The sequence below is a fragment of the Chromatium okenii genome (assembly GCF_016583745.1).
Classification (GTDB): domain Bacteria; phylum Pseudomonadota; class Gammaproteobacteria; order Chromatiales; family Chromatiaceae; genus Chromatium; species Chromatium okenii.
This window is the reverse complement of record NZ_NRRQ01000008.1, coordinates 22,735-46,455: the sequence shown is the minus strand read 5'-3', so window position 1 is coordinate 46,455 and position 23,721 is coordinate 22,735. Positions and strand designations below refer to the sequence as shown.

The 23,721-nt window shown below is 50.3% G+C and carries 24 protein-coding genes; 13 read left to right on the top strand and 11 right to left on the bottom strand.

Annotation, left to right across the window (positions count from 1 at the left end; translation table 11 throughout):
• The first annotated feature begins 261 nt into the window (after positions 1-261).
• On the top strand, positions 262-594 hold the full coding sequence (locus tag CKO12_RS04495; RefSeq protein ID WP_200153541.1) for a hypothetical protein: 333 nt from the start codon (positions 262-264) through the stop codon (positions 592-594).
• 14 nt (positions 595-608) lie between these two features.
• Here CKO12_RS04495 and CKO12_RS04490 read toward each other — a convergent pair whose 3' ends face one another.
• Together CKO12_RS04490 and CKO12_RS04485 are read right to left on the bottom strand one after the other, a co-directional pair.
• Complete coding sequence (locus tag CKO12_RS04490) at positions 609-1,175, bottom strand: Lcl C-terminal domain-containing protein (RefSeq protein WP_200153540.1); 567 nt, start codon at positions 1,173-1,175, stop codon at positions 609-611.
• 1 nt (position 1,176) lies between these two features.
• Positions 1,177-1,578, bottom strand: a complete 402-nt coding sequence (locus CKO12_RS04485; RefSeq protein ID WP_242466203.1) for a phospholipase A2 family protein — start codon at positions 1,576-1,578, stop codon at positions 1,177-1,179.
• A gap of 244 nt (positions 1,579-1,822) precedes the next feature.
• Here CKO12_RS04485 and CKO12_RS04480 point away from each other — a divergent pair, with 244 nt between their 5' ends.
• From CKO12_RS04480 to ubiA, 4 genes are all read left to right on the top strand, one after another.
• Positions 1,823-3,259 (top strand): Ni/Fe hydrogenase subunit alpha, encoded by a 1,437-nt coding sequence (locus CKO12_RS04480; RefSeq protein ID WP_200153539.1) that lies wholly within the window; start codon positions 1,823-1,825, stop codon positions 3,257-3,259.
• 3 nt (positions 3,260-3,262) lie between these two features.
• Positions 3,263-3,736 (top strand): hydrogenase maturation protease, encoded by a 474-nt coding sequence (locus CKO12_RS04475; RefSeq protein WP_200153538.1) that lies wholly within the window; start codon positions 3,263-3,265, stop codon positions 3,734-3,736.
• A gap of 39 nt (positions 3,737-3,775) precedes the next feature.
• Positions 3,776-4,183, top strand: a complete 408-nt coding sequence (locus tag CKO12_RS04470; RefSeq protein ID WP_200153537.1) for a response regulator — start codon at positions 3,776-3,778, stop codon at positions 4,181-4,183.
• Between the two features lie 86 nt (positions 4,184-4,269).
• Entirely contained in the window at positions 4,270-5,172 is a 903-nt protein-coding gene (gene ubiA, locus CKO12_RS04465; RefSeq protein WP_200153536.1) for a 4-hydroxybenzoate octaprenyltransferase, read from the top strand.
• Between the two features lie 7 nt (positions 5,173-5,179).
• Here the strand turns inward: ubiA and CKO12_RS04460 are convergent, their stop codons facing one another.
• The 4 genes from CKO12_RS04460 to CKO12_RS04445 all read right to left on the bottom strand — a co-directional run bounded on the left by CKO12_RS04460 (position 5,180) and on the right by CKO12_RS04445 (position 9,720).
• Positions 5,180-6,469 (bottom strand): hypothetical protein, encoded by a 1,290-nt coding sequence (locus tag CKO12_RS04460; protein WP_200153535.1) that lies wholly within the window; start codon positions 6,467-6,469, stop codon positions 5,180-5,182.
• Positions 6,470-6,546: 77 nt separating this feature from the next.
• The gene (gene glyS / locus CKO12_RS04455) at positions 6,547-8,631 is read right to left on the bottom strand and encodes a glycine--tRNA ligase subunit beta (protein WP_200153534.1); all 2,085 of its coding nucleotides are present in this window, start codon (positions 8,629-8,631) and stop codon (positions 6,547-6,549) included.
• Positions 8,628-9,551 carry a glycine--tRNA ligase subunit alpha gene (gene glyQ, locus CKO12_RS04450; protein ID WP_200153533.1) on the bottom strand — a complete coding sequence of 308 codons (924 nt, stop codon included), beginning with the start codon at positions 9,549-9,551 and terminating at the stop codon, positions 8,628-8,630. Before glyQ ends, glyS begins: the two co-directional genes overlap by 4 nt.
• A 10-nt stretch (positions 9,552-9,561) precedes the next feature.
• Positions 9,562-9,720, bottom strand: coding sequence for a hypothetical protein (locus tag CKO12_RS04445; RefSeq protein ID WP_200153532.1), 159 nt, complete (start codon positions 9,718-9,720; stop codon positions 9,562-9,564).
• Positions 9,721-9,825: 105 nt separating this feature from the next.
• On the opposite strand from CKO12_RS04445, the gene glnA reads away from it, so the two are divergent.
• The 8 genes from glnA (at position 9,826) to CKO12_RS04405 (ending at position 18,729) form a co-directional block, all read left to right on the top strand.
• Positions 9,826-11,229 (top strand): glutamate--ammonia ligase, encoded by a 1,404-nt coding sequence (glnA, locus tag CKO12_RS04440; RefSeq protein ID WP_200153531.1) that lies wholly within the window; start codon positions 9,826-9,828, stop codon positions 11,227-11,229.
• Between the two features lie 92 nt (positions 11,230-11,321).
• Positions 11,322-12,428 carry a nitrogen regulation protein NR(II) gene (gene glnL, locus CKO12_RS04435; RefSeq protein WP_200153575.1) on the top strand — a complete coding sequence of 369 codons (1,107 nt, stop codon included), beginning with the start codon at positions 11,322-11,324 and terminating at the stop codon, positions 12,426-12,428.
• Complete coding sequence (gene ntrC / locus CKO12_RS04430; protein WP_200153530.1) at positions 12,391-13,821, top strand: nitrogen regulation protein NR(I); 1,431 nt, start codon at positions 12,391-12,393, stop codon at positions 13,819-13,821. The genes glnL and ntrC overlap by 38 nt, the downstream gene beginning before the upstream one ends.
• A 2-nt stretch (positions 13,822-13,823) precedes the next feature.
• The gene (locus CKO12_RS04425; protein WP_200153529.1) at positions 13,824-14,216 is read left to right on the top strand and encodes a hypothetical protein; all 393 of its coding nucleotides are present in this window, start codon (positions 13,824-13,826) and stop codon (positions 14,214-14,216) included.
• Between the two features lie 19 nt (positions 14,217-14,235).
• Complete coding sequence (locus CKO12_RS04420) at positions 14,236-15,441, top strand: exo-beta-N-acetylmuramidase NamZ family protein (protein WP_200153528.1); 1,206 nt, start codon at positions 14,236-14,238, stop codon at positions 15,439-15,441.
• Between the two features lie 30 nt (positions 15,442-15,471).
• Positions 15,472-16,674 carry a glycosyltransferase family 4 protein gene (locus CKO12_RS04415; protein ID WP_200153527.1) on the top strand — a complete coding sequence of 401 codons (1,203 nt, stop codon included), beginning with the start codon at positions 15,472-15,474 and terminating at the stop codon, positions 16,672-16,674.
• 22 nt (positions 16,675-16,696) lie between these two features.
• Entirely contained in the window at positions 16,697-18,001 is a 1,305-nt protein-coding gene (locus tag CKO12_RS04410; protein ID WP_200153526.1) for a putative O-glycosylation ligase, exosortase A system-associated, read from the top strand.
• Positions 18,002-18,015: 14 nt separating this feature from the next.
• Positions 18,016-18,729, top strand: coding sequence for a glycosyltransferase family 25 protein (locus CKO12_RS04405; protein WP_200153525.1), 714 nt, complete (start codon positions 18,016-18,018; stop codon positions 18,727-18,729).
• Here the strand turns inward: CKO12_RS04405 and CKO12_RS04400 are convergent.
• Genes CKO12_RS04400 through CKO12_RS04380 form a run of 5 tightly spaced genes read right to left on the bottom strand, consistent with a single transcriptional unit; the run spans position 18,718 to position 23,717 of the window.
• The gene (locus CKO12_RS04400) at positions 18,718-19,677 is read right to left on the bottom strand and encodes a UDP-glucuronic acid decarboxylase family protein (protein WP_200153524.1); all 960 of its coding nucleotides are present in this window, start codon (positions 19,675-19,677) and stop codon (positions 18,718-18,720) included. The genes CKO12_RS04405 and CKO12_RS04400 overlap by 12 nt on opposite strands.
• Positions 19,678-19,699: 22 nt before the next feature.
• The gene (locus tag CKO12_RS04395; protein WP_200153523.1) at positions 19,700-20,665 is read right to left on the bottom strand and encodes a glycosyltransferase family 2 protein; all 966 of its coding nucleotides are present in this window, start codon (positions 20,663-20,665) and stop codon (positions 19,700-19,702) included.
• 39 nt (positions 20,666-20,704) lie between these two features.
• Positions 20,705-21,679: a glycosyltransferase family 2 protein gene (locus tag CKO12_RS04390; protein ID WP_200153522.1), complete on the bottom strand. Its 975-nt coding sequence runs from the start codon at positions 21,677-21,679 to the stop codon at positions 20,705-20,707.
• A complete protein-coding gene (locus tag CKO12_RS04385; RefSeq protein ID WP_200153521.1) occupies positions 21,676-22,803 on the bottom strand; it encodes a glycosyltransferase family 4 protein in 1,128 nt (375 codons plus the stop codon). The genes CKO12_RS04390 and CKO12_RS04385 overlap by 4 nt, the downstream gene beginning before the upstream one ends.
• A 35-nt stretch (positions 22,804-22,838) precedes the next feature.
• Positions 22,839-23,717: an O-fucosyltransferase family protein gene (locus tag CKO12_RS04380; protein ID WP_200153520.1), complete on the bottom strand. Its 879-nt coding sequence runs from the start codon at positions 23,715-23,717 to the stop codon at positions 22,839-22,841.
• Positions 23,718-23,721: the final 4 nt, after the last annotated feature.

The following is a 23,721-nucleotide window of genomic DNA, read 5'->3' as shown; positions in this document are numbered from 1 at the left end:
GTGGTTAGCAAAACGATTTGAACGCGGAAAATCAAGCGTATATTAAGCACGGAAAGGCGGCGGCGCGGGCAATTTTTCGCGCTGTGATACCCGCAGATGGTTGATTGTCATCAGAATAGTGCGAGAAGTTGCGTGTCAGTTGTCAGAAGATGCGCAACCACCTCAACTGTTCAATACTGCCACCGCGTCATGTGATTGGGTGCGCGGATGTGGCGCAAAATTTTGACCGTGTATGGTGAACTTCAATAGGAAGATTGCGTAATGCACTATCGTGTTTTTTATTTATTTGAGCGTAGCGGCGAAGCGGTATCGTCGGTGAATGCGATTGAAATGACTGCCCGCACGATTTGCGAACAGTTATTGCCGCGTTTGCAGAGTGAAGATGATTATCTTGGTTTAATTGATGCGCAGGATAATGTGTTGCAAATTTTTCGGGCGGGTGCGACCGAGTATTGGTTGGAATTGCCAATTGAAGCCGCCAAAGCCTCGTATAGTTGCCGTTTAGAATTTGCGCCATTGCAAGCATTGTTGCTGAAATTACCCGCCGTGTTTCAGCGCGAAGATATTCCTGATTTGGAATATCGCCCCTGGTAAGTGGCGCTGCTGCGTTAATTCGCCGGTTCCGATTCTGGCGGCGGTGGTTTGAAAGTGCCGCGCACCAAACGCACTCGCGCTGCTTGAAGCGTGCTGGAACGATAGGCTAAACCACTAAAAAAACTCAGGCTCCAAATGCGTTCAACGCCGCCGCTATCTATTGATGAAGTCCAAAATAATGCGGATGGCGTATTGGGAAAAACTTGCAGATTGATCGCGGGTGAGACATGACATTTTTCAATAATGCTCATCAATTCTTGTCCAGTTGGCAGCCGCCAGCCCTCGGTCAACAGCGGCGTCAAACGTCCGACTTGCAGCCAAGAGAAGGTTTTGGGACGTCCGGCGCAACGGTTTTCAGCCGCTGCCCAAGTTTGCCCCAAGGCGCAGCGTTGCCACTCCAATTCGGTGGGGGCATGGCGGACGCGGCTGCCGTCATCAAGCGCAGCAAACGCAGTGGAGGGCGTGGTTTCGGTTTGCCCGCCCACGCAAGCACCGGCGGCGCTGGGAATGTCTGCCGCCAGCGCGGGCTGCTGCGCCAGCACTGTCAGCAGCACGATGCCAATATAAAAAGTGCGGCGCATGTCAGGGGCACGGCTTGAGAATGCTGGACATCAGCCCGGCGGCGTCATGCGGCAGCGGGAGCGGCATTCCGCCCCAACCGCCGCCAGATTTGAGGCGAATGAGGTATTCCGCCCACTGTAACGGTCGCGGCAGATAGCCGACTTGTGCAGCAAATTGATTGATTTCAATCACAAAATTGTGATCGCACAGCCCAACGGGGGCGGGTGAATTGAGGCACAAATCGTGACGCATACAGGCGGCATCAAACTCATCAATCGGCGGCAGCGCCACCGTGTTGGGATGTCCGGGGCCGCACCAGTTGCCGTACAGCGGCAGGCATTTGAAAGCGTGAGCGGGCAGCGGCAGCAGACTGAGTGCCGCTACTGCGGTGCAAATAAAGGGAATGAAGCGTTGGTTCATCATGGATCAAACTCCAAATGCAATCAGGATGAAATGGCGCAACTGCCGTTGCGTGATAAAAGATATACCATCGCGCACAATTGGCAATAGTCGCGCGTGACGCTTGTGCCAAAGTTGATCCGCCCCGCGCCAGCAAGCAATTGAGTGACACTGACAAAACAGTTTACTTTGCGCTAAAAATAGCAATAACCGTTCAGAATAGAAAACTAACGGTTACGGCGTCGAATAGTTGAGGAATGAAATCACCATGAGCCGCACAATTAGTATTGAACCAGTGACGCGCATCGAAGGTCACGCCCGCATCAGTTTGCACCTCGATGATGATGGCGCAGTCACCGATGCGCGTTTTCATCTCACCCAATTTCGCGGTTTTGAGAAATTTTGCGAAGGTCGCCCCTACCGCGAAATGCCCGCACTCACTGCCCGCACCTGCGGCATCTGTCCGGTCAGTCATTTATTAGCATCTAATAAAGCCTGCGATCATTTATTAGCTATCAGTATTCCGCCGACCGCAGAAAAATTGCGGCGCATTATGAATTTAGCGCAGTTTTTACAATCGCACGCGCTGTCATTTTTTCATTTATCGTCACCGGATTTGCTATTTGGTTGGGATTCCGATCCCGCCACCCGCAACATTTTTGGCGTGATGCGCAATTATCCCGAATTGGCGCGAGATGGCATTCGGTTGCGCCAGATTGGACAAACCATTATTGAAACGCTCGGCGGCAAAAAGATTCATCCGACTTGGGTGGTGCCCGGCGGCGTTAATGAAGCGTTGACGATAGAAAAACGCGACGCGCTGCTCGCGCTATTGCCAGAAGCATTAGATATTGCGCGGCGTACTTATACGTTTTTCAAAACGCTGGTGCCTAAATTCAAAGATGAAGCCAATCATTTTGGTACCGTCCCCACGCTATTTTTAAGTTTAGTGACGCCGCAGGGTAATTTGGAACATTACGACGGTTTGTTACGCATTAAAGATGCGCAAGGTCGTATTGTTGAAGATATGGTGCCGCTGGAAGATTACGAGCGCCTGATTGGAGAAGCGGTTGAGGATTTCAGTTATATGAAATTCCCGTATTACAAACCGCAAGGCTATCCGCAAGGCATTTATCGCGTAGGGCCGCTGGCGCGATTAAATAATGCCCAAGCCTGCGGGACACCGTATGCAGATGTGGCGCTGGCTGAATTCCACATGCTCCAAGAATCCGGTCCCATCACCAGCAGCTTTCATTATCATTATGCGCGATTGGTAGAAAGCATTTATGCGATTGAAATGATGGAACGGCACTTAAAAGACCCGAGTATTCTTGATGCCCGCGTGCGTGCGCGTGCTCGCAGCAATCGTAATGTCGGGATTGGCATTTCAGAAGCACCACGCGGCACCTTAATTCATCATTATCGCATTGATGACGACGGGTTAATTAACTGGGTGAATCTTATTATTGCGACCGGACACAATAATCTGGCAATGAATCAAGCCATTCTCCAAGTTGCTGAGGCGTATGTGGACGGTAATAATTTGCAAGAAGGCATGTTAAATCGGGTGGAGGCGGTGATTCGCTGCTTTGATCCGTGTTTATCCTGCGCGTCACATGCTTTTGGGCAAATGCCGCTGCATATTGAATTAAAAAATGCACAGGGCACCGTGATTGATACGCTCATCCGCAGCAGTCAAGGATAAGCGGTGAAGACGTTAATCATCGGCTATGGCAGCCCTATTCGTGGCGATGATGCGATTGGGCCTTTGGTGGCTGATCATTTCGCCCGCTGTGAATTGCCGCCCGGCGTGAGCGCGCTCTCCCGTCATATTTTAACTGCGGAATTAGTGGCAGATTTAGCTGCGCAGGAGCGCGTGATCTTTGTGGATGCGGCAATTGATGCGGCACCAGGTGAAGTGCGATGTCAGCGATTGACGCCCAATGGCGATACGCTGTCATCAATGGCACATTTTCTGAATCCGCAAGAATTATTGGCATGGTGCGCGGCGCTGTATGGACGAGTTCCTGAGAGTTTTTTAATCTCGGCTGGTGGTGCATCATTTGATTATGCCAATTATCAACTCTCGCCGCTGGCGCAGCAGGCATTCACGCAAATGGTTGCGCAGGTGCAGCAGTTGTTCATTGCAGACGGTGATGGCTTGAATGAAACCGCGTTTTAACCATACGAAACGCTAGTGTTAAGTGAAGTGAGATGATACATGGATATTAAAAACAGCCGCGCCTTAAAGATACTCGTTGTTGATGATATGGCGTCGATGCGAATGTTTATTCGTGCGGTGTTAAATCAAATGAGAATTTTTGATATTCTCGAAGCAAGAAATGGGCAAGGGGCGCTAAAAGTTCTGGCGGAAAAAGACAATATCGACATGGTGATTTGCGATTGGAATATGCCCGGCATGACGGGTTTGGAAGTGTTGCGCTCTGTGCGAGCTAATCCAGAATTGCAAGGCTTGCCGGTGTTAATGGTGACGGCAGAAAAAAGTCAAGCGCAGGTGAAAGATGCCGTCATTGCTGGTGTGACTGGTTATGTTGCCAAGCCGTTCACTCCCGAAGTATTGGAAGCGCATATTGAAGCCTGTTTGCGTAAACGTGTCCGCTCTTCGTAAGTCAATGGTGATTGCGTATTTAATGCGACAACTTGAACTATTGAAAAGTCCAACTGTGTCATTCCTAAATTGTAAAGACGTATTCCATGACTTTCCCTAATGTAGAAATCGGTTCGGCGCGTCCGCAGACGGGACGCGAACGCTTGGCACAATATCTGGTGTTGGTGCGGCTCAATCGTCCGATTGGCATTTTTCTGCTGATGTGGCCGGCGCTGTGGGCGCTGTGGTTGGCAGGTGCCGGACAACCGCCTTGGTTCATCGTGATGATTTTTGTGCTGGGCGTGGTGTTGATGCGGTCGGCGGGCTGCGCCATCAATGATTTTGCGGATCGGAAAGTGGACGGGCACGTCACGCGCACGCAGCAGCGTCCGCTGGCGACCGGCGCGGTGACGCCAACCGAAGCGGTGGCGATATTTCTGACGCTGAGTGTGACGGCATTTGGGTTGGTGTTATTGCTGAATTGGCAGACGGTGGCGCTGTCGGTGGTGGCGCTGGCGCTGACGTTTATTTATCCGTTTATGAAGCGCTTCACGCATGTGCCGCAGTTGTTTCTTGGCGCTGCCTTTGGCTGGGCAATTCCGATGGCGTTTATGGCGGTGACGACGGCGGTGCCGCTGGAGGCGTGGTTATTGTTTGCGACGACGCTGCTGTGGGCGCTGATTTACGACACCCAATACGCGATGGTGGATCGTGAGGATGATGTGCAAGTGGGGATTAAATCGACGGCGATTCTGTTTGGTGCGTGGGATCGGGTGGTGATTGGCGTGTTGCAGGTGATGTTTCTCGGCGCGGTGCTGGCGCTGGGTTTGGCGGCGGGACGCGGCATCTGGTTTGAACTGGGGGTGCTGATTGCGGCGGGCTGCGCGGTGTATCAGCAATGGTTGATTCACGACCGCCAGCCGCTGCGCTGTTTTCAAGCCTTTTTGAATAACAATTACGTTGGAATGGTGATCTTTTTGGGCTTGGTGTTGGATTACGCGCTGCGGTGATGCGGGCTTAAAACGTGAAGCTATACAACAGCGAGAACACGTTGATTTGACGTCCACCGTTTTCTTCGGCGAACGGCGCATCAACCATATAAGACGTTGCGCCGGTGCGCGTGTGTGACCATTCCGTTTTGAGAGTGCTGGTTGGTGAGAGCCGATACGTTGCGCCAAAGGCGACGGAATACTGGTCAACCGCGCCCTGCAAATCCGCTGCAAGACGTTGTGTGGCGTTGAGCAGAGCAGCATCAGGAATGAACTCCGGCACGCGATTGCGATTAACCTTTTGATACAGCCCCAGCGCGTCCTTGTGGGAACGAATCCCCGCCCAATACACATACGGCGTCCAGCGCCCGATGGTTTTGAGCAGTGCGAGATAACCGGCGCTGGTGTCTGGACCGATGATGGCGTTGCTGATGCGCCGCCGCCCATATTCGCCCAGCACCCGCCAGTCGTGCGGCAGCGCAAGGTCCATCCCCACCGTCAACACATCAACCAGCAATTTTTCTACGGTGGGCACCGGTGGCCCCGGCAGCGCCTCAAAGACTTTGAAATAGCCAATGCCCGGCGCAATGGGCACGAAGGGGTAATCACTGGGCAGCGCACCATAATCAGATTCCACCTCCGCGTGGTGAAAGCCAATCCGCCAAGTGCTGTCATCATTGCTCGTCGCCAACACCACCCCCACCAACGTCATCTCCGTGCCGATATACAGCGTCCCGGGGGTGAATTCTGGCAACAACTCCTCCCGCATAAAGTAGCGCCAATCGCTGCGCGTCTCCCCCAGATAACTTTCCAGCGTCCACTCGCGGGTCGCGTGCAACCACGTTTTCGACACGGCCAACCCTTTGACATCCGTGCTCGGCAGCAACGAATACAATTCCTGCGGCATCCGCGCCAGCGGAAAGGTCATGCCCACGTCGCTGTTGGCGGAATACAACATCAGCGGCAGCCGCAACTTGCCCACCCGCAGCAGCATATCGTTATCCGGTCGCCACGATAAAAACGCCCAGCTCAGGCTTGGCTCCCACGCATTATCATCATGGGTGGAGGCGGCGAACTTGGTTTGCACCGTCAACTGCACCTGTTGGTTCAGCGCCGCGTCCAATTGCAGCCCCAACAAGCTGTCGTGGATAACGGTGCCGTTATCGGTGAGATGCCGTTGATACACAAAGTCTTGATCGGAAACCGCTGCGCCCAAGGTGCCAAATACGGAAAGCTGCGGCGCTGCCCACGCAAACGACGACACCAGCAGCCCGGCGGTCAATCCGGCATTAGCGAACAAACGAGGTGCGCAGCGCATGATCATTTTCTTCCGTAGTTGAAGAATGAGCGAGACTTGGCAACCGGCAGCAATTGCGCTCTTTTCCAAAAAATAGTTTAAGCAACCATTGCTTGCAACCGCGACAAATCAGCCACTTGTGAACACAATTCAGCCAATGAATGCAATAAGCGCAGCCGATTAGCGCGAATTGCCGCATCTTCAGCCATCACCATTACTTCCGTGAAAAACGCATCCACTTCGGGGCGCAATTCCGCCACCGCCGTCAATACGCCGAGATAATCGCGCTGCGCCGCCAGCGGTTGAATTGCCGCATTCAATTCAGCAACTCGCGCCGCCAGCCGCATTTCCGCCGGATCGGTGAGCAACGCCGGATCAACTGGCTGCGCATCTATCGCGTTGGTTTTACTCAAGATATTGCGGATGCGTTTATTCGCTGCCGCCAACGCTTCCGCCGCTGGCAACGCTCGAAATGCCGTCACCGCTGCGATCCGCCGATCCAAATCGCACGGATTGGTCACGCCGCAACTGAGCACCGCCGCCACCGTATCGCTGGCAACGCCGCGCTCGCTGTAATAGCCATCAAGCCGCTCCAACACATACGCCAGCACCGTTTCCACCGTGTCGGCAGCGAGAACGCCTGCATCAAAACCAGCGGCAGCCGTGCGCAACACCTCGCGCAGATCAAGATTAATATCGTTTTCAATCAATAACCTGAGCACCGCAATCGACGCTCGGCGCAGCGCATACGGATCGCGGGTTCCGGTCGGACGTTGCCCGATCCCGAAAATGCCGATCAGCGTGTCAATCCGCTCGGCGAGCGCCAGCACCTTGCCGCAATTGCTCGCCGGCAGCGCATCGCCCGCAAATTTCGGTTGATACTGCTCCGCCAGCGCCGCGCACACCTCCGGCGCTTCGCCGGAACGCTCGGCGTAATAACGTCCCATAACGCCTTGTAAACTCGGGAATTCGTACACCATCGCCGTGACCAAATCGCATTTGCTCAACTGCGCAGCGCGGGCAATCAACGCCGGCTCAAGATCGAAATGCAGCGCCAGCGTTTGCCCCAACTGCGCCACGCGGCGACTTTTGGCGGCAATCGTGCCGAGTTTGTCTTGAAAAACGACGGTTTCTAGCCGCTCGGCAAACGCGCTCAACGGCTGCGTCAAATCCTTCGTCCAGAAAAATTCGGCATCCGCAAAACGCGGCCGAATCACCCGCTCATTGCCTGCTTGAATCTGCGCCGGATCGCGGCTGACCAAGTTGGTGACGGCGACAAAACTGGCTTGCAACTGCCCAGCGGCGTCATCCAGCGGGAAGTATTTCTGGTTGCGCTGCATCGTTTCAATCAGCACTTCCGGCGGAATCTCCAAATAACTGGCGTCGAAACGACACAGCAACGCCTGCGGCCATTCCACCAGCGCCGTCACTTCCTCCAATAATTCGGCATCAATCCGCGCCTGCAAGCCAGCCGTCGCTGCGACTGCCGTCACTTGCTCCCGAATCAGCTCGCGGCGACGCGCAAATGACGGTTCCACAAAGCCGCCGTCGCGCAGCGCCTCGGCGTAATCAGCGGCATTTTTAAGCGGAATCGGCTCGGGATGATGAAAGCGATGGCCGCGAGTGCTCGCGCCAGCGGCGATGCCCAACACCGTGCCCGCAATTGGTGCGTCGCCGAGCAGCAGACAAATCCACTGCACCGGGCGCACAAATTCCGCTTCACCTGCGCCCCAGCGCATCCGTTTGGGAATCGGTAAACCGGCGAGCGCCGCCTCGGTCATCGCCGGCACGAGCTGCGCGGTCGCCAAGCCGGGGCGCTGGCTGCAAAAGCTCAACCACGCGCCTTTTTCCGTTTCCTCGCGCTGCAAGTCGGCGAATTCCACTCCGCACGACCGCGCAAAGCCGAGCGCGGCTGGCGTCGGTTGTCCGTCGGCGGTGAACGCAGCGGCGACTGCGGGGCCGCGTCGGGTGGTGATTTGCTCCGGCTGGTGCGTGGCGACGGCGCGAATCAACAGCGCCAATCGGCGCGGCGCAGCAAATTGTTCTAAATCGCCGTGCGCGATGCCGTGCGTTTTTAATTGCTGGCGCAGCCCGTCAGCAAACGCATTGATCAGCGTCGGCAGCGCCAGCGGTGGCAATTCTTCCGTGCCGATTTCAATCAGCAGATCAGCCAAGGTATTCAAACAGTTATCTCCTGCGCTGCCGCCAGTAGCGGAAAACCGAGCGCCTCGCGGCGGGCGAAATAGGATTGAGCGACGGCGCGGGATAAGGTGCGCACGCGCAGAATGAAACGCTGGCGCTCGGTGACGGAAATCGCGCCGCGAGCGTCCAATAAATTGAAGGTGTGCGATGCCCGCAGCACCTGTTCATACGCCGGCAGCGGCAGATTGCGCTCCACCAATTCGGTGCTCAGGCGCTCGCAGGTGTCAAACCAACTCAGCAGCGCGGCAGTGTCGGCGTATTCAAAGTTGTAAGTGGATTGCTCGACTTCGTTTTGATGGAACACGTCGCCGTAAGTGACGATGCCAGCGGGTGAGCGGCTCCAGACCAAATCATAAACGCTTTCAACCGCTTGCAAATACATGGCGATGCGTTCGAGGCCGTAGGTGATTTCGCCGGTGACGGGGCGACAATCCAGTCCGCCAACTTGTTGAAAATAGGTGAACTGCGTCACTTCCATGCCGTTGAGCCAGACTTCCCAGCCCAAGCCCCACGCGCCGAGCGTCGGCGATTCCCAGTTGTCTTCGACAAAGCGGATGTCATGCACCAGCGGATCAAGCCCGAGCTGGCGCAGCGAGTTGAGATAGAGTTCTTGAATATCGGGCGGCGAGGGTTTGAGCATCACTTGGAATTGGTAGTAATGCTGGAGCCGATTGGGATTGTCGCCATAGCGCCCGTCGGTCGGTCGCCGTGAGGGTTGGACGTAGGCGCTGCGCCAAGGTTCGGGGCCAATGGCGCGGAGAAAGGTGGCGGGATGAAAAGTGCCCGCGCCGACTTCCATGTCATACGGTTGCACGACGACGCAGCCCAGCTCCGCCCAATAGCGTTGCAGGGCAAAGATAAGACCTTGAAAGGTCGAGAGGTCTTCGGTGGCGAGACTCAAAAGCAGTTCCTCAAAACACGGCGAGAAGGTTGTGAGTGAGTATATCGGTTGCGGTTGATTCGTTAAAACGACAACGCGCTGCGCAGTTTTGGGGCGCAGTGCTGGCGCGGCGCACGATTTGAGCGCGATGGAGCTGGCGCTGCGACCGGCGCGGTCTAAGCAGAATCATCTGGCAATCTTTGGCGCTATGATTGCTAATGTTGCCAGTCGAGCAATTTCGTTGGGCGTCGCCGCGCTTGCGACGCTTTTTTTAGCCACAAGCGGAGAAACTTGAATGACCGATGTGATGCAGATGATTAAAGACAACGAAGTCAAATTCGTTGACCTGCGTTTTACCGACACTCGCGGCAAGGAACAGCATGTGTCCATGCCTGCCAGCGTCGTCGATGCGGAAATGTTCCGCGACGGCAAGATGTTTGATGGTTCTTCAATTGCCGGCTGGAAGGGCATTGAAGCCTCCGACATGGTGTTGATGCCAGAAGCTGACACGGCGGTGATGGACCCGTTCACCGATGAAAATACGCTGATTATTCGCTGCGACATTTTGGAGCCGGAGACGATGACCGGTTACGAGCGCGATCCGCGTTCGGTTGCCAAACGCGCTGAGGCTTATCTGAAATCGACCGGCATCGCCGACACCGCGTTTTTTGGCCCGGAGCCAGAATTCTTTGTGTTTGATGACGTGCGCTGGGGCGCGGATATGAGCGGCTGCTTCTGCAAGCTCGATTCGCAGGAAGCCGGTTGGAATTCCGAGCGCGTGTTCCCCGATGGCAACATGGGACATCGTCCGGGCGTGAAGGGCGGTTATTTCCCCGTGCCGCCAGTCGATTCACTCAACGATCTCCGCGCTGCGATGTGTTTGACGCTGGAAGAAATGGGCGTCGCAGTTGAGGTGCATCATCACGAAGTCGCCACCGCCGGGCAATGCGAAATCGGCACGCGCTTTGACACGCTGGTGCGTCGCGCTGACAAGAATCAGATCACCAAATATGTGATTCAAAACGTCGCTCACGCTTATGGCAAAACTGCGACTTTCATGCCCAAGCCAATCGTTGGCGACAACGGCACCGGAATGCACGTTCATCAATCGTTGAGCAAAGACGGGAATAACTTATTTGCTGGCGATAAATACGGCGGTTTATCGGATACCGCGCTGTATTACATTGGCGGCATTATTAAACATGCTCGCGCTTTGAATGCGCTGACGAATGCGTCCACCAATTCGTATAAGCGTTTAGTGCCCGGCTTTGAAGCGCCGGTGATGCTGGCGTATTCTGCTCGCAATCGCTCGGCATCCATTCGGATTCCATTCAGCGCCAGCCCGAAAGGTCGCCGGATTGAAGTGCGTTTCCCTGATTCAACCGGCAATCCATATCTCGCATTTTCGGCAATGATGTTGGCCGGTTTGGATGGTATTCAAAACCGCATTCATCCCGGCGATGCGATGGATAAGGATTTATACGATCTGCCGCCCGAAGAAGCCAAAGCAATTCCAACGGTCTGTCATTCGTTGGATATGGCATTGGAAGCTCTGGATAAAGATCGGGATTTCCTCACCGTCGGCGGCGTATTCACTGATGATCTGATTGACAGCTACATCGCGCTGAAGATGACTGAAGTGACACGGTTGCGCATGACTACGCATCCAGTTGAATTCGATATGTATTACAGCTTGTAATTCGCACGGAATTGATTGCTGGCGCAGGGATGCGCCTTCGATTTCAATCACTGCTCGTATTTTCTGATTTCCCGCCGGACGTGCTCGCTCACATGACAATCCAGCCCGCTGCCACTCTCGAACGGATGATCCTCGATCATCTCAATACAGCGGTGATGCTCTTTGACCAGACGCTGCGCCTGACTTATCTCAACCCCGCCGCTGAAATGTTGTTTGAAATCAGCGCCCGTCATCTCATCGGTCAACCGGCTGCCGCGCTGCTGCCGTGCCCCGATACCAATGTCGAACAACGTTTGATCGCCGCGCTCGCCGCTCGCCACCCGTTCACCGAGCGCGAGGTCAATATCTGCGTCGCCGACGGGCGCACCAAAACCGTGAATTGCACCGTGTTGCCGCTCGCGCCGAGCGATGACGGCGGGGCGTTGCTGGTCGAACTCAATCAGGTAGATCGGCAGTTGCGGATCACCCGCGAGGAACATTTGCTCTCGCAACATCAGGCGACGCAAACGCTGCTGCGCGGGCTGGCGCACGAAATTAAAAATCCGCTCGGCGGGCTGCGCGGCGCGGCGCAATTGTTGGAGCAGGAGTTGCCGGACGCGAGTTTGCGTGAATACACCCGCATCATCATTGATGAAGCCGACCGGTTGCAGGCGCTGATGAATCGAATGCTCGGCCCGAATCGGTTGCCCAGTTGCCGCGCCGTCAACATTCACGACGTGCTCGAACATGTGCGCAGCCTGATGTTGGCGGAATCGCCCGCTGGCCCCGCGATTGTGCGCAATTATGATCCGAGTATTCCCGACTGCCGCGCCGATCCCGACCGTTTAATTCAAGCCTTTCTTAATTTGGTGCGCAATGCCGCTGCCGCTGCCGGAGTGCAGGGGCAAATTGAATTAAAAACCCGCGTATTGCGCCAATTCACACTCGGCAATCAACGGCATCGGCTCGTATTACAAGCGCAGGTACACGACAATGGCGCGGGCATTCCTGCCGACATCCGCGATCAGATTTTTTTCCCGATGGTGTCCGGGCGCGTGGGCGGCAGCGGATTGGGGCTGCCAATTGCGCAGGAATTGATTAGTCAACACGGCGGTTTAATTGAATGCGACAGTTGCCCCGGCGATACCACGTTTACTGTTTATTTGCCACTGGAGTCGGCGCATGGCGCAAGAACCGAAAGTTTGGGTCATCGACGATGACCGTTCAATTCGCTGGGTATTGGATCGTGCATTGCGTAAAGCGGCAATGCACGTCACCTGTTTTTCTAATGGCGTTGGCATTTTAGAAGCACTCCAACATGAACAACCTGATGTCATTCTCAGCGACATCCGAATGCCCGGTATTGATGGGCTTGATTTATTAAAACAACTCTCCGCCCGCTATCCGCAATTGCCGGTTATTATAATGACTGCGCATTCCGATTTGGATAGCGCCGTCTCCGCTTTTAATAGCGGTGCATTTGAATATCTGCCCAAACCTTTTGATTTAGATGACGCCGTCGCGCAGGTGACGCGAGCCTGTCGGCGTGGGCGCGAAGAGCGCACCGAAACGGTTGCAGCGGTGAAAACGCCCGACATCATTGGCGAAGCGCCTGCGATGCAGGAGGTGTTTCGAGCGATTGGACGGCTGGCGCGTTCGCACATCACCGTGTTAATTAACGGCGAATCGGGCACTGGCAAAGAGCTGGTTGCGCACGCGCTGCATCGCCACAGCCCGCGCAGCGAACGTCCGTTTATTGCGTTGAATATGGCGGCAATTCCGCGTGATTTGCTGGAATCTGAGCTATTTGGTCACGAGCGCGGCGCGTTCACTGGCGCACAGGCGCGGCGGGAAGGGCGGTTTGAGCAAGCCGACGGCGGGACGCTATTTTTGGATGAAATCGGCGATATGCCGGCGGAAATGCAGACGCGGCTGCTGCGTGTGCTCGCCGATGGCGCGTTTTATCGGGTGGGCGGCGTCGCGCCGCTGCGGGTGGACGTGCGCATCATCGCTGCGACGCATCAACATTTAGAAACGCTGGTGCAGCAAGGGCGATTCCGCGAAGATTTATTTCATCGCCTCAATGTCATTCGTATTCACCTGCCGGCGCTGCGCGACCGCCGCGAAGATATTCCATTACTCATGCGGCATTTTCTCGCGCAAGCCGCAATTGAATTAAGCTGCGACCCAAAAGTATTACAACCGACTGCGATTGAACAATTACAACGTTTGGATTGGCCTGGCAATGTGCGGCAATTAGAAAATACAGCGCGATGGTTGACGGTCATGGCGGCAGGTAAACAAATTCATGCCGAAGATTTGCCGCCAGAATTGAATCCGCTATTGGCAGAAACAACGGATGATGAGGCTTGGGAACCGGCGCTGCGGCGATGGGCGCGGCAACGACTGACGCAACAGCAGGAAGCATTATTAGATACGGCATTGCCAACTTTTGAACGGATTTTAATTCAAGTCGCATTGGAACATACGGCAGGAAGGCGACAAGAAGCGGCGCGACGTTTAGGCTGGGGACGCAATACCTTGACCAGAAAAATTAAAGAATTGCGCCTTGAAAATGAAGCGGAACCCGAATCAACAACGCATAAGGAATAATTGTGGACAGTTTCAGTTTAACACTCACCAATTGTGAAATTTCAGCAATTGAGTTGGAGCACGGTAGTTTACGGCTGCGCATTGACCGCGCTGATTTAATTAAAACGCTGACTGGTTCCGCCGAGCGGACGCGCTGGTGGCAAGCGGGAGAATTGGTATTAGAGGAAGCGGTATTAGAATCGCAATTGCCGGAAGGTGCAGTGCGGTGTTTAGGTGGTGATCTTGATGACAACATTTACACTTACCGCGATATGGTGCCAATTCCATTAGTCAGTCGCGGGCATATTCGCTGCCAATTGCGCTTTGAAGGAATTGCTGCGCCGTTTATTGCCAGCGGTTCTGCGGTGCAATTAACGCTGCATGGTAGCGCAAAATATATTGAACATTTGCGCTAATGCGCAATTGGATTAAAAAATGATCACACTTGGAATTGATCGCATACTAGAAGAACCCACTCTGCGGCAGCAATTACGCGGACGGCGGCTGGCGTTATTAGGTCATTCAGCATCAATGACGCGCAGCGGGCAGCATAGTTTAGATGCGTTAATGGCATTCAACGACTTAAATATCGTTGCTGCTTTTGGCCCGCAACATGGAATGCGCGGCGATCAACAAGATAATATGCAGGAAACTCCAGATGCGTTTGATGCGCAGCATGGCATTCCCGTATACAGTCTTTATGGCACAGTGCGTTATCCAACACCTGCCATGCTTGATTGTTTTGATGTATTGCTGGTTGATTTACAAGATATTGGTACGCGCATTTATACCTATGTCACGACGCTGTGTTATTTCATTGAAGCGTGCGCCGCAAATCATAAAGCGTTATGGGTATTAGATCGCCCCAATCCTATTGGACGTCCATTAGAAGGCACGTTATTAGAGCCGGGTTGGGAAAGTTTTGTCGGGATTGGACCGTTGTTAATGCGACACGGTTTAACATTAGGTGAATTAGCGCAATGGTTTATTAATGAGCGTCAACTCAGCTTGGAATTCCAGGTGATTCAAATGCGCGAATACTTTCCTGCTGCCGCACCCGGATTTGGCTGGCCCATTCATCAATTGGCATGGGTGAATCCCAGCCCCAATGCTTCAAGTCTTAATATGGCGCGTTGTTTTCCCGGCACCGTATTACTTGAAGGCACTACTTTATCGGAAGGGCGCGGCACCACAACCGCTTTGGAGTTAGTTGGGGCACCTGATTTAGATATTGGGCGCATTATACGGCGTATGGAAAAAACTAACTGCGATTGGATGACTGGTGCTCTTATTCGTCCATGTTGGTTCAAACCAACATTTCATAAATATGCCAATCAATTATGTGCTGGCTTACAAATTCACACCGATTGCGCAGCCTATCAACATCATCACTTTAAGCCTTATCGTTTTATGGCGCTTTTTTTCAAAAGTGTGCGTCTTGAATATCCAGATTATCCATTGTGGCGCAACTTTCACTACGAATATGAAACCGAACGCTTGGCGATTGATTTATTGACTGGAAGTGCTTTTTTGCGCGAATGGGTTGATACCGATGACAGTGGCATTGGTGATTTAGAACAGCATCTTATTCGTGACGAACAACAGTGGGCTGCAATAAGTATCCCATTACATATTTATTAATTTTGTTTGTTAAAAATAGGCGCAACAGTTATGAAAGAACAACCTAACTTTTCAAAACGTCCGCTTAAAACATTACTGTTTTCTACTTTATATCCTAATAGCATTCGACCTAATCATGGCATCTTTGTTGAGACCCGCTTGCGTTATTTATTAGCTACACAAGAAGTAACCACACAAGTAATTGCACCAGTACCTTGGTTTCCGTTCAAACATCAGCAATTTGGTAATTGGAGTCAATTTGCGCAAATACCGCATTATGAAGTGCATCACGGAATTGAAGTTTGGCATCCTCGCTATGTATTACCACCAAAAATTGGTATGAATATCGCGCCATTTACGCTGGCATTGAGTGCGCGGCGCACAGTTGCTCATCTCATTCGCAGCGGGTTTGATTTTGATGTCATTGACGCGCACTATTATTATCCTGATGGTGTTGCAGCAGCGTTATTGGCGAAATGGTTTAATAAGCCGTTGTTTATCACTGCTCGCGGCACCGATCTCAATTTAATTCCGCGTTATGCAATTCCGCGCCGTTTAATTCAGTGGGCTGAACAACGCGCAACGGGTTCAATTGGCGTGTGCAAGGCACTCATGGATACGCTTGTTCAACTGGGTGGCGATGCGCATAAAACCCATGTTTTACGCAACGGTGTTGACCTTGAGCGGTTTACGCCACAAAATCAATTGGAATCACGTTTGCGATTGGATATTCCAGTAAGTCAGATTTTGTTGTCGGTGGGTAATCTTATTGAATTAAAGGGTCATCATCTTGCGATTGAAGCATTAAAGCAATTACCAGAAGCAACATTAGTGATTATTGGGGATGGTGTTGAGCGTGAAAAGTTACAGCAACAAGCTGCACAGCTTGCAGTCATCAATCGTGTTATTTTTGCGGGGGCGCGTCCGCAAACAGAATTGAAAGAGTGGTATAGCGCAGCGGATATATTGCTACTATGTTCTAGCCGCGAAGGTTGGGCAAATGTATTACTTGAAGCAATGGCATGTGGAACGCCAGTGGTCGCAACGGCTGTTGGCGGAACACCAGAAGTTGTACAATCGCCTATTGCTGGGCGCATTATTCATGAAAGAACGGCTGCGGCACTTGTTGAGGGTATTCAATCGTTAAGCAGAAATTATCCTGATCGGGCAGCAGTGAGAAAATACGCAGAACAATTTGATTGGGAAATGACAACGCAGGGGCAGATTGCGTTATTTCGGTCGGTGTGTAAGTGAATACTAAATCTAAGGTTTAATTATGCGTGATCTTTTGCTTGTAGCAATTATTGGTGTGCTTGCAATAATGGCGTTAGGACGACCATGGATTGGCATCATGCTGTGGAATTGGCTCAGTATTATGAATCCGCACCGTTATACCTATGGTTTTGCAGCAACTGCACCGGTTGCGATGATTGCGGGTCTTTTTACGTTAGTTGGTTTTTTATTTACTAAAGAAAAAGAATCACCGTTTAAAGGCGCACCAGTTTGGTGGTTGTTAATTTTTGTGATATGGATGACAATTTCGTGGCTTGTTGGCTATGATCCTGAAGGTGACTTTGATTTATGGAATCGCTCTTTTAAGATATTTTTAATGGTTTTTATTGCACTTGCCGTACTGAATAACAAATATCACATCATGGCATTCGTATGGATAACAGCGGGATCACTCGCTATTCTCGGCGCTAAAGGTGGTTTGTTTACGGTTTTAACTGGAGGGAGTTATCGCGTTTGGGGACCTGAAGGCAGCTTTATCGAGGGTAACAATGAAATGGCTTTGGCACTAGTAACAATCATTCCATTCGTACATTTTTTACAACTTCAGCTTAAACATGGTTGGCAGCGTCATTTGATGAGTGGTGTAATGTTTTTCTGTGCGGCAGCAGCATTGGGCAGTCATTCACGAGGCGCTCTTCTTGCACTCGTTGCAATGCTCGCAATTTTTTGGTGGCGTAGCAGTAAAAAAGGATCAATGGGTGTATTAATTGTTGTTGCCATGCTTGCATTGCTGCCGATGATGCCGGAAGAATGGTGGTCGCGTATGGAAACTATCGAGACTTATGAAGAAGATGCTTCAGCAAATCAGCGTATCAATGCTTGGACAGTTGCCATAGGTGTTGCGAATGAAAATCTTTCGGGTGCTGGGATGGGTTATGCCTACCAAGAATTTTTTTCACAATATGGCGTGTATGACAATCAACCAAGAGCCGCGCATAGCATTTATTTTCAAATTCTTGGAAATCACGGATATGTAGGTCTTATTATTTTTTCAATACTTTGGATTTCAACTTATTTTTCTGGCGATTGGCTTAGAAAGCATACAAAAAAAGTCCCTGAAGCTAAATGGGCTGGTGATTTAGGAGCAATGATTCAAGTTGGACTCGTTGGTTATCTTGTCGGAGGTGCGTTTTTAAGTTTAGCCTATTTTGATTTGCCTTATAATATGATGATTATAGCAGTATTAGCAAAAAAGTGGGTGGAAACTAAAGGTTGGGAACGCGATCCAAAGGTTCCTTTCCTTGAATATGCCGGCTTTTCAAAAGCCAAGAAAACCAAACTGACATAGTTGAGGGATTAAGTATGCGTGCTTATGTAATCAGTCTGGAAAAAAGACCGGATCGCTGGTCTGCTTTTATGAAACACATGCACAGCCATCAATTAAATCGTATATTTGAGTTAACATTGGTTCATGGTGTGGATGGAGAAAAGCTTAATTTAGACAGTTTGCGACATCGTGTTTCTCCACAAAATCTCGCCCAGATTGACCATCTACGCGGGCACCTTGGTTGTAATCTCAGTCATCTTGAATGTTGGCATCAGATCGCTAACGATAAAGAAATAGCGGTTGTATTTGAAGATGATGCAAGGCTTCTTGATGGGATTGACGCAAAAATGGTTCAAGTGGCACTAAACGGTTTGCCAAAAGACGCTGATTTAGTATGGCTCAACGATTATAACTTTTGGGCAAGAGAAAGCGTTAAAGTTAAAGTATTTCGCAAACTGTCTCATCTTCTTGATAATCGCTTGTCTCGTCGTTCTGTGTCATTTACGCAGATGCCAGACGTTCTAACAACAGCAGAAGCCTATATCATCACACAAAATTTTGCCCAGAAACTTTACGACGGAATTAGTAACACTCTGGGCGCTAATGATCGACAAATGCAGTTATTTATTCACAAACTTCCGCAATCAAACTATAAAATTTATCAGTCTAATCCTGCTCTGTTTACTCAAGCTGATCGCACTGATTCCGCAACGCTTATAAAAACTAAGACGCTGAAACTAATCGAGTAGCTTATGAAAATACTCAATAGTTTTAATCAGCCCTTCTTTAAGTTGCACTTTTGGTTCCCAACCCAGAGCTTGCTGCGCCAAAGAAATATCAGGTTTACGTTGGGTAGGGTCATCGCTGGGCAAAGACTCAAAAATGAGTTCTGACGAAGAATTTGTTAAAGCAATTACTTGCTGGGCAAGCTCAAGAATAGAGAACTCACATGGATTGCCCAAGTTCAGTGGTCCAGTAACCGTGTCACCAGTTCTCATAAATCGCACGAACGCTTCGACTAAATCGTCAATGTAGCAAAAAGATCGGGTTTGGTTTCCAGCACCATAAATTGTGATTGGCTTATTTTGCAGTGCCTGAACGATAAAATTTGAAACAACTCTTCCATCATGTGGATGCATGTTGGGACCGTAAGTATTAAATATCCGCCCCACCTTGATCGGGAGATTATGTTGCCGACGGTAATCAAAAAATAAAGTCTCAGCGCAACGTTTACCCTCGTCGTAACAGGAACGTATCCCAATGGGGTTGACATTACCCCAATAATCTTCAGTTTGTGGGTGAACTTTGGGATCGCCATAAACTTCACTGGTCGAAGCCTGAAAAATTTTAATTTTAAGGCGCTTCGCCAACCCCAGCATATTAATCGCCCCGTGAACGCTGGTTTTGGTGGTTTGCACAGGATCGAACTGATAATGGATTGGAGAAGCAGGGCAGGCTAGGTTATAGATTTCATCAACTTCAATATAAAACGGAAATGTAACGTCATGGCGAATCAACTCAAAAAACGGGTTGTCCAAAAGATCCACAATGTTACTTTTATTTCCAGTATAAAAGTTATCTACGCAGATCACATCATGCCCTTCCGCGAGTAACCGTCGGCACAAATGGGATCCGATAAAACCAGCGCCGCCAGTCACTAAAGTACGTTTTTGAATATGAAAATCTTTGAGAGACATAGTGTACTCACCGAAGTTTGGATTAAAAAGTAGTTGTTAAAACCGCATTTGCAGCAAAGGTAAGGCGTTTCCATAAGCTCATTAACAAATAAGCCCAAGGTAAATACCAAAATGGCTTATGCTGGATGGAACTTAAAAACGACATGACAGCAATCATGGGATCACCTGATTTGAAATGGAGAAACCCAAACCCAAATCGCATGGTTGCAAAGCGGTTTCTAAGCTCTCCAACATTATTTTTATGCCCATCTGGACTCGCTACCCCCCAAAGTATAATCGCTTTTTTAAGAATTTCATACTCGTAGTGAACTTTTGTCGGTGTACGAGCGACACTTTGTGGGAGAATTCGATAAAGTACCAAAGATGATTTTAGTTTATGTATTTCAGTAATGCGAGATGTTCTAAGCCAATAGTTATAATCATCGCCATTCCACAAACTAGGGTCAAAAAATCCCACTTTATCTATAGTGCTTTTGCGAAACATAACTGAACTGGTAAGGCAGATACAGTCAAGCAACAATTTATGGTAAATCCACCCAGATTTATCAGGGTCAGTCTCTTGAGTGTGATCCTCACGACCAAAACCGAAAGGCATAACAAAAATTCCATCGTTATTCGGTGCCCAAACATGCCAATGACAGTAAACCATTCCCACACTTGAATGCTGATTTAAATACGTTATTTGACTGCTAACTTTGTTCGATGCCCAAAGGTCATCAGAATCACAGAAAGCAATAAATTCTCCACACGCTGCGCGTATTCCTGCATTTCGTGCCCCCGGCGCTCCAGCGTTATTTTGATCGATTAAAACAATTTTTTTTCCATAACTTTTGAGAAGTTCCAGCGTATCGTCTTTCGATCCGTCATTGACTACAATGATCTCGATATTAGGGTAATCTTGGTTAAACAAACTGGATAAAGTTTCTGGTATGTATTTCGTGCAATTATAAGCTGGCACGATGACGGAAACTAATGGAATTTGATTCATTATTTTTTATCCACAAACGGAACAGAAAAAGTGTAGTATCTAATACAGATTAGCTTTCTTTTGCGAACGCTTCTCTACCCATTCCGCATAGCGGCGTGGTGTCAGTTGCGCTAACCAGCAACTTGTAATGGTGCCAACATGACGCCAAATTCGTAGTTCACGATAAAAAAATTCGGGTTCCCCGCTTTGCAAAAAATGCAGCGCCAAATAAATAACATCTGCTGCGATTTGACGGTAAATCCAGCGTGGCACTCCAAATAAGGTTGCAAGATTTAAGTTTGATTCCGAAGTATGACTGATGCCGGCTTTAAATGACCAACGTCTGAAATAACGCTTGGTCAGTATCTCGACGGCGACTGGGGTATGCACCACGAGCGTGGGGTCATAAATCACATGCGCACCCGCCCGCCGACAGCGCATCCCGAATTCATAATCCATGTGCCGAAAATGGCTTTCAGAAAACAGACCGACCCGATCAAATAATTGGCGGCGGGCAATCAAATTCGTACCGGCGGGCGCGTAGTCAACGGGGGGCGGATCGAGCTGGCGCTCGCCGCCGATATCCACACCCGCAACAATTGCTGACATTTTCGAATCAAACCAACCTGGTTGCCCGCTCTCCGGCCACAGAACCAGCGTTTTTCCGCCCACCAAATCGATGCGTTCATCTTGAAAAATCTGCGCAATGCGTCGCAGCCAGTTTGGCGAAAAAGTCACGTCGTCATCTGAAAACGCCAGCACGGAAGACTGAGCCAACCGGATACCTGTATTCAACGCAAATTGCTTACCCTGACGCGGCTCGAAGGCATACCGTAGCGTCCCCAACGACCAGTCCGCCGCAGCTTTTTCCACCACATTTTGCGTAGCGTTAGACGAGTTGTTATCGACCACGATGATGTCGATGTCCAATGACTCGCAACCCAACTGCCCGCGCAACGACTCCAGAGTCACGCGCAACAGCTCAGCGCGGTTCCAAGTGCAAAGAATGACGGTAATAGAAATGTGAGAACTCATCGGCGCTGCCCGCCCGCTTGCGCGAAAACCTGTCGATACACCGCCAGATGCTTTACGAAACAGGCAGACCAACTAAATTGCTGCGCCCACTGTTGTGCTGCTTCTGCCTTTTTCTGCCTGTGTTCGCCCATCGCCAGCACATCGGTGACCGCAGCAAGCCAAGCGTCTAGGTCATTTGGCGGCAGCACCACAGCCAGTGGACCGATTAACTCGCGCAAACTGCCCAGCGCACTAAACAGCACCGGAACGCCGGATGCTTGAGCTTCTAACGCGGGAAAACCGAAGCCTTCATAAAGCGTTGGATAAAGAACTGCAGTTGCGCCGCGATAAAGCGCACGGAGTTCAGCGTCGGACAAAAAATTAGCAAAGCATACTTTTCCTTGTAATTCAGCGGGCAAATCTGCTTGAGCCTGTTGCCTTGCCTCCGCACTAAAGCCACAAGCAACCAATTTTAAGGAAGGGTGATGGGAATGCGCGATCACCTGCAACGCCCAGCTAAAGCGTTTTCGCGCCATTGAACCGCCTAAATAGAGGAGATATGGTGCCTGCGCGAGAGCTGTTTGAATATCTGTCGGCAAAGGCGTAGAGACATTTTCAGTGAAATACTCAGAAGCAATGCCGTGATAAATCGTAGTCAATTTAGAAGCGAAAGACGGCCAACGCGCAAGAATATCATGGCGCGATGATTCGCTAATCGTAATAATCGCCGCGCATTTTGCGAGTGCTGCTGGCAAGATTTTATTCAGATAAACCGTATTGTCCGATGATTGCGGTTCATCCCACATAATCGTGTCATGCAGCGTCACAACTGTCGGTTTAGGTTGCCATAGCGGGAGTGAATTTTCAGTGCAATGCAATAAATCGACTTGGTGTTTGAGAGCTTGCCACGGCAGTCCGATCTGTTCCCACAAATGAAAACGATCTCCGCGAAAATTAAACACAGCACGTTCAACCTGCGCCGTTTCAGGCACGATTAAAGGAATACTCGGATTATTTGCGAATGCACACCAACGCAAATCTGATTCAGTAGCAGATTGCTGAAGCAGTTCAAACACATATTTACCCATGCCCCGAATGTGCTGGGTATTAAGACAAGTGGCGACAAGACCAATGTTTATTGTCATTTAAGACCGCTCTGAACGTAAATCTTAAAAGATGATTAAGAGGAGGGAGTCATAATAATTTCTGCTGGCATCACAGTGACTTTTTGCCGCCCACCACCGAGCCACCAAGAAACCTCACCAAAAGTACTGCCATTTGGAAAAATTAAGTGTTCACCCTTTGACAATAAGTAAAGATCGGCAGTTGCATCGATCATTGAACGGTAATTTTTGTTAGGAAGTTCAAGGATACGATTCGGCAACGCATCATAAAAGAAATTGGAAATTGATCGATCCATTGTCGAAATAAAGAATCGCGTATTACTTGGAAATATACGCATGTGTTCGACAATTGATTCTAGTTTGGGGACGTTTGGATGGTCTTTCGGATCAGTCGTATTGCGAACCTGAACGCATACATCATTGTGGGTTAATTGCATTTCTATAATGCGTTTTTGAACTGCATCTGAAGGTTTCAGCATTGCAAAAAATGCGAGATAACGGTCAAGATATTTTTGCGGCGTTCGTTCAAAACAAAAATCAATTGCAGGAAATGTCTTTCCCCAGCGCGTAATTAAAAATTCATCGGATAAGTCATCATCAATATCAAAGCGCCAATATGCTCGCTCACGAAATGTTTTCTTTTCAGGATGTGTGATGATCGGCGGGAGAAACCCGTTTAGAGGCATCGAGTACTCTTTGAAGTTTTTAACACCATCAATGTGGATAATGTCTGACAATCGGCAGTTCACCCAACCACGCTGATTCCAGAGGAGGGTAACATCGTCTAATCCATAATTAGCATGATATGAGGCTAGTAACTTTAGTCGATTGCCAAGACCCATATAGTTGATATTGATAATAATAAACTTTTTATTCAATACAGGAAAAAGGCGATGCCAGATTCTGCGTAATCGGTTTTCACTGATGATTTTCATTTTA

What these genes read in the sequence shown, in the direction of transcription:
- CKO12_RS04480 (WP_200153539.1), top strand. Translation starts at nt 1,823, where the DNA reads ATGAGCCGCACAATTAGTATTGAACCAGTGACGCGCATCGAAGGTCAC.
- CKO12_RS04485 (WP_242466203.1), bottom strand. Translation starts at nt 1,578, where the DNA reads ATGATGAACCAACGCTTCATTCCCTTTATTTGCACCGCAGTAGCGGCA.
- CKO12_RS04490 (WP_200153540.1), bottom strand. Translation starts at nt 1,175, where the DNA reads ATGCGCCGCACTTTTTATATTGGCATCGTGCTGCTGACAGTGCTGGCG.
- CKO12_RS04395 (WP_200153523.1), bottom strand. Translation starts at nt 20,665, where the DNA reads ATGAATCAAATTCCATTAGTTTCCGTCATCGTGCCAGCTTATAATTGC.
- CKO12_RS04415 (WP_200153527.1), top strand. Translation starts at nt 15,472, where the DNA reads ATGAAAGAACAACCTAACTTTTCAAAACGTCCGCTTAAAACATTACTG.
- CKO12_RS04460 (WP_200153535.1), bottom strand. Translation starts at nt 6,469, where the DNA reads ATGCGCTGCGCACCTCGTTTGTTCGCTAATGCCGGATTGACCGCCGGG.
- CKO12_RS04445 (WP_200153532.1), bottom strand. Translation starts at nt 9,720, where the DNA reads ATGATTCTGCTTAGACCGCGCCGGTCGCAGCGCCAGCTCCATCGCGCT.
- CKO12_RS04400 (WP_200153524.1), bottom strand. Translation starts at nt 19,677, where the DNA reads ATGTCTCTCAAAGATTTTCATATTCAAAAACGTACTTTAGTGACTGGC.
- CKO12_RS04470 (WP_200153537.1), top strand. Translation starts at nt 3,776, where the DNA reads ATGGATATTAAAAACAGCCGCGCCTTAAAGATACTCGTTGTTGATGAT.
- ubiA (WP_200153536.1), top strand. Translation starts at nt 4,270, where the DNA reads ATGACTTTCCCTAATGTAGAAATCGGTTCGGCGCGTCCGCAGACGGGA.
- glnL (WP_200153575.1), top strand. Translation starts at nt 11,322, where the DNA reads ATGACAATCCAGCCCGCTGCCACTCTCGAACGGATGATCCTCGATCAT.
- CKO12_RS04385 (WP_200153521.1), bottom strand. Translation starts at nt 22,803, where the DNA reads ATGACAATAAACATTGGTCTTGTCGCCACTTGTCTTAATACCCAGCAC.
- CKO12_RS04420 (WP_200153528.1), top strand. Translation starts at nt 14,236, where the DNA reads ATGATCACACTTGGAATTGATCGCATACTAGAAGAACCCACTCTGCGG.
- CKO12_RS04405 (WP_200153525.1), top strand. Translation starts at nt 18,016, where the DNA reads ATGCGTGCTTATGTAATCAGTCTGGAAAAAAGACCGGATCGCTGGTCT.
- ntrC (WP_200153530.1), top strand. Translation starts at nt 12,391, where the DNA reads ATGGCGCAAGAACCGAAAGTTTGGGTCATCGACGATGACCGTTCAATT.
- CKO12_RS04380 (WP_200153520.1), bottom strand. Translation starts at nt 23,717, where the DNA reads ATGAAAATCATCAGTGAAAACCGATTACGCAGAATCTGGCATCGCCTT.
- CKO12_RS04495 (WP_200153541.1), top strand. Translation starts at nt 262, where the DNA reads ATGCACTATCGTGTTTTTTATTTATTTGAGCGTAGCGGCGAAGCGGTA.
- CKO12_RS04390 (WP_200153522.1), bottom strand. Translation starts at nt 21,679, where the DNA reads ATGAGTTCTCACATTTCTATTACCGTCATTCTTTGCACTTGGAACCGC.
- CKO12_RS04410 (WP_200153526.1), top strand. Translation starts at nt 16,697, where the DNA reads ATGCGTGATCTTTTGCTTGTAGCAATTATTGGTGTGCTTGCAATAATG.
- glnA (WP_200153531.1), top strand. Translation starts at nt 9,826, where the DNA reads ATGACCGATGTGATGCAGATGATTAAAGACAACGAAGTCAAATTCGTT.